Genomic DNA, 5,662 nt, shown 5'->3' on the forward strand with positions numbered 1-5,662 from the left:
TTAACTCTTTTTTTGACAATGTATGGTCTGTTTACTTCTGTATTTCAATCCCACTATGGTCTGATTTTAACTTACGGATTGCTGGAATGAATTTTGTCGTTCCGTCATTTCAATCCCACTATGGTCTGATTTTAACATTTCCTTCCTCATCTCCTTCAATTCATCTTCATCATTTCAATCCCACTATGGTCTGATTTTAACTCAGAGAAAAGATAAGAAAAAAGAATGGCGATGAATATTTCAATCCCACTATGGTCTGATTTTAACTAGTGGCTCAACTCTAATAGCATGTTTAGAAAATAACATTTCAATCCCACTATGGTCTGATTTTAACCGAACAGCGGTCTCACACATGCACACCTATTGATTTTATTTCAATCCCACTATGGTCTGATTTTAACCTGATCAAAAAATGCACTTAGATCACTCGGGTAAAGTCATTTCAATCCCACTATGGTCTGATTTTAACTCTGTATAGATGGAGCTGCTGAACCACGCGTAAGTATTTCAATCCCACTATGGTCTGATTTTAACCCAGCCGTCACTCCTTATAATGTTTTGTTGATATGTCTTGGGCTATTAATAAATAACGCTATTCATATTTAAACTTTGATGGCTCTTCTTCATGGATCTTTATAAATGGGATGCAGAATGAGACATCCACGAAGGTTAGAGTTAGATGATTTCGGAGAGTTTGACCTTGCTCGTTCCCAATTCGATTGTTTTCAAGTACTTATCATTTCTTAATACATAAACTCTTACAGAATCCTGCTCTTGATCAATTAAATCTTTAACTCCCTTTTCAATAATTTTTAGTTCCACTTTAGTCAGTTCACCTTCGAAAACAGAATTCTGGACCCAATTTAAATATTGCTTAAGAAATATCCTGACTTTATCAATTCGTTCCACATTCACGTCATAAACAACTATAACATACATTTTACCACCATATTACCAACGGCTTGTATTCCTGCGTTCCCAAGACATGCTTCACCAATTTATATAATTCCAGGCGGATGAGACGTTGATAAGAAACTTCCCTTCCCAAACTTTTGTGCTTTATTGTCCTCGATAATCGATCATGATATTCCTGCAAAAATTTCCTTCTACCAGAATCTGATAGGAGCATATCCCCCAACTCCCCTACAAAATCCCCATCGTTTAGCATCCTTTTATTAACCAATTTGAATATTACCCTATCAACGATTATCGGCTTAAAAATCTCTGCTACATCCAGCGACAAGGAGAATCTTCGTTCAAATGGCTCGTGCAAATAAGATATGGTTGGATTCAACTGCGTGTTGTATATCTCCGATAAAACAGTGGCGTACATCAACGAGTTACCGAAAGAAATCAACGCATTTGCCTTATTATTCGGTGGTCTCTTCACCCTCGTTCCCATCCTGAATTCTTCTGGAAATATCTCATCGAGAGCGTTGTAATAGATGTCGCGTATGTGACCTTCAACGCTCATTATTTGAGGTATCGTATCGTAACCGTCTATTCTGGGGATTTCGCTTTCGATATTTTCAATATATTTTTTAAGAGATAAATTGGAACTAGAATAATAATTCAAATTTCTCAGAATATTCCTTGTAGCTCCCTCCACAAACCTTTTTGCCAAGTAACACCTCTTACTTTTATTCGAATAATGCTCCGCTTGCTTTATAGTTACATCCCCTGCAACTAACGTTTCCCTAGGATACAAACTTCCCTCATAAAAACCATAACTATTAAAGAAATGAATAGGAATGCCATTCCTTGCCAAATACGAGACAACACCAGAGGTAAAAGAAAGATTTCCGTAAGCGTATATTGCATATATCTTGTTTATCGGCAATGCCCTTTTTCCTTCCTTATTTATAAAATATACCGTGTTCTCCTTTCTTCTCAAAATTCCATCTTTTATAATATAATAATTTGTTCTCATCCTTCGCCTCCAAAGCAGAATTCATAATAGCTGCATTTCTTACACAACTTTCTTTTAATGGGCTGTGGCATGTCCCCAGAGACGATATTTCTGATGTCTTCTATTATTTTTTCTATCTCCTTAAAGTCCTGCTCTTTCGGTTCCACAACTTCTTTCTTGTTCAACAATGGATAATTTAAAATGCCTATGGCATCAACACCTCGCTGATGTAAGTAATACAAGTAATAGAGTAGTTGCCATCTATGAGCTGATTCCATTTTCCTTGATTTCTTTATATCGTGGACTTCCAAAATATCGCCATTTTTCACAAAATCGATCGATATGGCATTGTCAATGATTATGTCTTTCTTTGCCCTTCGATAACTGGATCCATGAATCAATTTTCCCATCTGCACATATTCATTCTCTTTTTCCATCTGAATGTTGTGTGAAAATAACCACAGCTTGGTTTTACATATGAAATAGTAATTCACCTTCACCCCCGTTATGGTCATTGGTTTGATGTAGCCTTCCATTTATCCTCCAAAATATTATCGATGTCTTTCTTTACAAATCTTCGGATCATGATTATAATAATCGCAATTCGAATTATAAAGTTTGCACAACTTTGTTTTTATTGTATGTACATTTTAAAACATGTTTTGTTGCATGAAAAATAGTATGCATCCATTGCATACATGTTTTAGTGCATATTTTGTTGGATGTAGTTTTGATGGGTGAGTTCGATATATCAAACTATCGTTCGATTAATTATGTTTTGCATGTTTTGCTGCATGTATGTTTTGGTGGATGAGTTATCTACTTGCCATTCATTTATTTGAATATGCATTCCATGCTTTTTAAGTCAAATGTCATTATTCTATTTTCTCTACAGTAATTCAAGCAGGATGGGGTGAATCCAGATTTTGAGAACACGGCAAAATATTCCTTCCTTTTATCTTTATTCCAATCAACGAGTTTTGATTTTTCTTTTAAACTTTCTATAACCTTCAGATCAACTTTTTTATCCTGCCATTTGCATTCTCCAAACAGTATTTCTTTTGTTTCATCGTTTAATGCAACTATATCGATCTCAACGTTTTTTCTGTCATTGGTTTGCTTATCTCTATAACTTCCCCACCACTTTCCGATTCTGGTGAAAGTAAAGGGTGGTCTTTCCCACAAAAAGCCAATGCACACCTCCTCAAATTTTTTACTTACGTATTCTGGAAGCTCGTTTTCTATTTTGCCTAATAAAACTTTGGTTTGCCCCCTTTCAATTTTTTCTCTATTCACTAAGATAAATCTAAACCAGAAAGTGAAGAAATTATCCTTTAAAAAATAAAGGGTTTTTTTGCTCTTAGGTTTCTTTTCTGTCACCAAATAAGTTTTTTTCACTATATCGAGTTCGATCAAAGAGTTAATGTAAGAGGTTACATCCTTGGCGTTCATACCGGCTTTGTTTGCGATGTCCGTGAGTTTGGTCTTTCCATTTGCCATGGCTTCGAGTAAATTGAAATATACCCTTGGCTCTCTCAACTCTTCTCTGAGGATTATTTCTGGTTCTTGATAAAGTAGATGCTCTTTCACAAGGAAAGTTTCTTTTATATTCTCGAATACATCTTTATCTGGGTTAAACAAATTAAGATAAGCAGGGATTCCTCCCAAAATGCTGTATACTTCTATTAACTGTTTAATCGAATATTTAGGAAAAAATTCCTTTAAATCTTTAAATTTTATTGGCGTTAGTTTAATTTGTCCCGTTCTCCTGCCATAAAGTGGACTTTTATAGCTTAGTACTCCTTTTTCCATCATAGATATACTCGACCCGCAGAAAATCAGAAAAACATTCATTTTTTTCAAAATTTCATCGATGACAAATTGAAATACTGAAGCCAATGCAGGTTCTCTTTCTATTAGATAGGAAAACTCATCGATTACTATTATAACCCTATTCCCATTAGATTTCTCTGCGATTAATTTGAAAGCATCTTCAAAGGAATCTATTCTCAGTGGCGGGAGGTTAAAATGTTCCTGAATATGCCCGACGAATCTCTCTATGTTTTTTTTAGATCCTCTTTGGTCTGCAAGAAAATATATTGCGTCTTTGTTTTCAATGAACTTTTTTATCAACTCTGTTTTTCCAACCCTTCTCCTTCCATACATGACTATAACCTGCAGACCCTTTTTTTCATAGGCGCTTTCAAGAAATTCCAGCTCAGATTTTCTATTTACGAACTTTCGAATCATGATTATAATAATCGTAATTCGAATTATAAATCTTACGGAAGTTTAGATGTTCCATTGCACATTTTAAAACATGTTTTGGTGCATGAGTTATCGGTTTGCCTTTAAATGCCTGCTTCACCAACTCTGTCTTACTGATCTTTCTTTTCCCATAAATAACCAAAAACTCGGGCTTTTTAGAATCGTATCTTTCCCTTAAAGTCTTAAGTTCAAATTCCCTGTCAATGAATTTGTCTAACATAGATTATACTAATGTAGATTAGACTGTTTAATTATTTTGCAGTTTTATGTTTTATTTTCTAGAATCAGGATACCGCCTCTCTATCCATAAATTCAAACTTTCGAATCGTAATTATAATAATCGTAATTTGAATGCATGAATGCGAGTTTGTACCGCATGGCGTAAAATGTGGTTTTGTAGTTGGGGTTTGATGGGTAAATTTAATTCATGAGCATTCAAAGAATTGGCCAATTAATGCAACAGCAAATTCTTTGTTTTATAAAATTATCATATCAATATTACTTTTAGGTGGTTGAAATCCAACATCTAACTTATACCATTTATCTAAATCTTCTTTGGGTATATATCTAAAATCTTCCATTTCTCCAACCGATGGTAAATAACCTATTTTCTCTTCCAATTTTTTGCTACAGTTTATCGAAAGAGTGAACGAACTTATATTCCTTCTCATCTCTAATAATTTTTCCCTTTTTTCAAAGCCCTTCTTCTCCCTTAATATCTCTTCCATTTTTATTCTAGTTTCTTTTGCTCCCTCATTAATTTCTACGAAAATAGATACAGCTGGTAATTCATTCTTGATTAGCTTAAATTCAGATGTATCAGAGAACTCCAACTTTTTTAGATGGTCTATAATTGCAGGATCCTCGGTGAAGCCTCTTTCTACCACAAGATTATAATACCCGTCGGCAGCTTTCATAGTAAAATCTTTTTCAGAGACATTTTTACCAATCTTTTCAATTACTTCTTTTGTAACATCTATAAGCGTAGAGTCATAGATGTAAGAGTAGAATGGCTTATTATTCTCATCTTTCAATACAGTAACATTAATCATGCCTTTCTCTTGTTTATTATTTCGATTACAACGTCCAGCAGTTTGGATTATACAATCTAAAGGAGCAAAATCTCTGTAAATTATATCTACACTTATGTCTACTCCAGCCTCAATCAATTGCGTAGTTATGATAATTTTCCTTTTTTTGTCATTTTTAATACGATTAATTCTATTTAGACGGAAATTTGGCAAGACATGAGTTGACATATTAATAAGCTCTATGTTAGGGAAATTACAGATTCCATCTCTATCTATGCATTCCTCCGCATTTAATCCATATTTCTTAGAAAATTTTTCTTTTAAACATTCATACAAGTCTTTGCAAGAATTAATGGTGTTCAATACTACCATAATGTCTTTGTCTGCTTTATTTACGATTTGATCGAAAATTTCTTTTTTAAATTCATCAAAATCCTTTTCATTAAAGTCAAAA

General features: G+C 33.9%; 6 protein-coding genes and 1 CRISPR repeat array. All 6 genes read right to left on the reverse strand.

Annotation, left to right across the window (positions count from 1 at the left end; genetic code table 11):
- Nucleotides 1-41 precede the first annotated feature (41 nt).
- A CRISPR array of direct repeats spans nucleotides 42-534; the repeat unit is 30 nt; unit sequence ATTTCAATCCCACTATGGTCTGATTTTAAC.
- A 141-nt stretch (nucleotides 535-675) separates the two neighbouring features.
- The gene (gene cas2, locus U9O96_05470) at nucleotides 676-939 is read right to left on the reverse strand and encodes a CRISPR-associated endonuclease Cas2 (protein MEA2054549.1); all 264 of its coding nucleotides are present in this window, start codon (nucleotides 937-939) and stop codon (nucleotides 676-678) included.
- Between the two features lies 1 nt (nucleotide 940).
- Nucleotides 941-1,930 carry a type I-B CRISPR-associated endonuclease Cas1b gene (gene cas1b, locus U9O96_05475; GenBank protein MEA2054550.1) on the reverse strand — a complete coding sequence of 330 codons (990 nt, stop codon included), beginning with the start codon at nucleotides 1,928-1,930 and terminating at the stop codon, nucleotides 941-943.
- Complete coding sequence (cas4, locus tag U9O96_05480; protein ID MEA2054551.1) at nucleotides 1,927-2,445, reverse strand: CRISPR-associated protein Cas4; 519 nt, start codon at nucleotides 2,443-2,445, stop codon at nucleotides 1,927-1,929. The genes cas1b and cas4 overlap by 4 nt, the downstream gene beginning before the upstream one ends.
- Nucleotides 2,446-2,743: 298 nt before the next feature.
- Complete coding sequence (locus U9O96_05485) at nucleotides 2,744-4,159, reverse strand: ATP-binding protein (GenBank protein MEA2054552.1); 1,416 nt, start codon at nucleotides 4,157-4,159, stop codon at nucleotides 2,744-2,746.
- A complete protein-coding gene (locus tag U9O96_05490) occupies nucleotides 4,137-4,397 on the reverse strand; it encodes an ATP-binding protein (GenBank protein MEA2054553.1) in 261 nt (86 codons plus the stop codon). Before U9O96_05490 ends, U9O96_05485 begins: the two co-directional genes overlap by 23 nt.
- Before the next feature lie 256 nt (nucleotides 4,398-4,653).
- The coding region (locus tag U9O96_05495) for a helicase-related protein (protein ID MEA2054554.1) at nucleotides 4,654-5,662 on the reverse strand (1,009 nt) is incomplete at its 5' end.

The organism is Candidatus Thermoplasmatota archaeon, assembly GCA_034660695.1.
Taxonomy (GTDB): domain Archaea; phylum Thermoplasmatota; class E2; order UBA202; family DSCA01; genus JAYEJS01.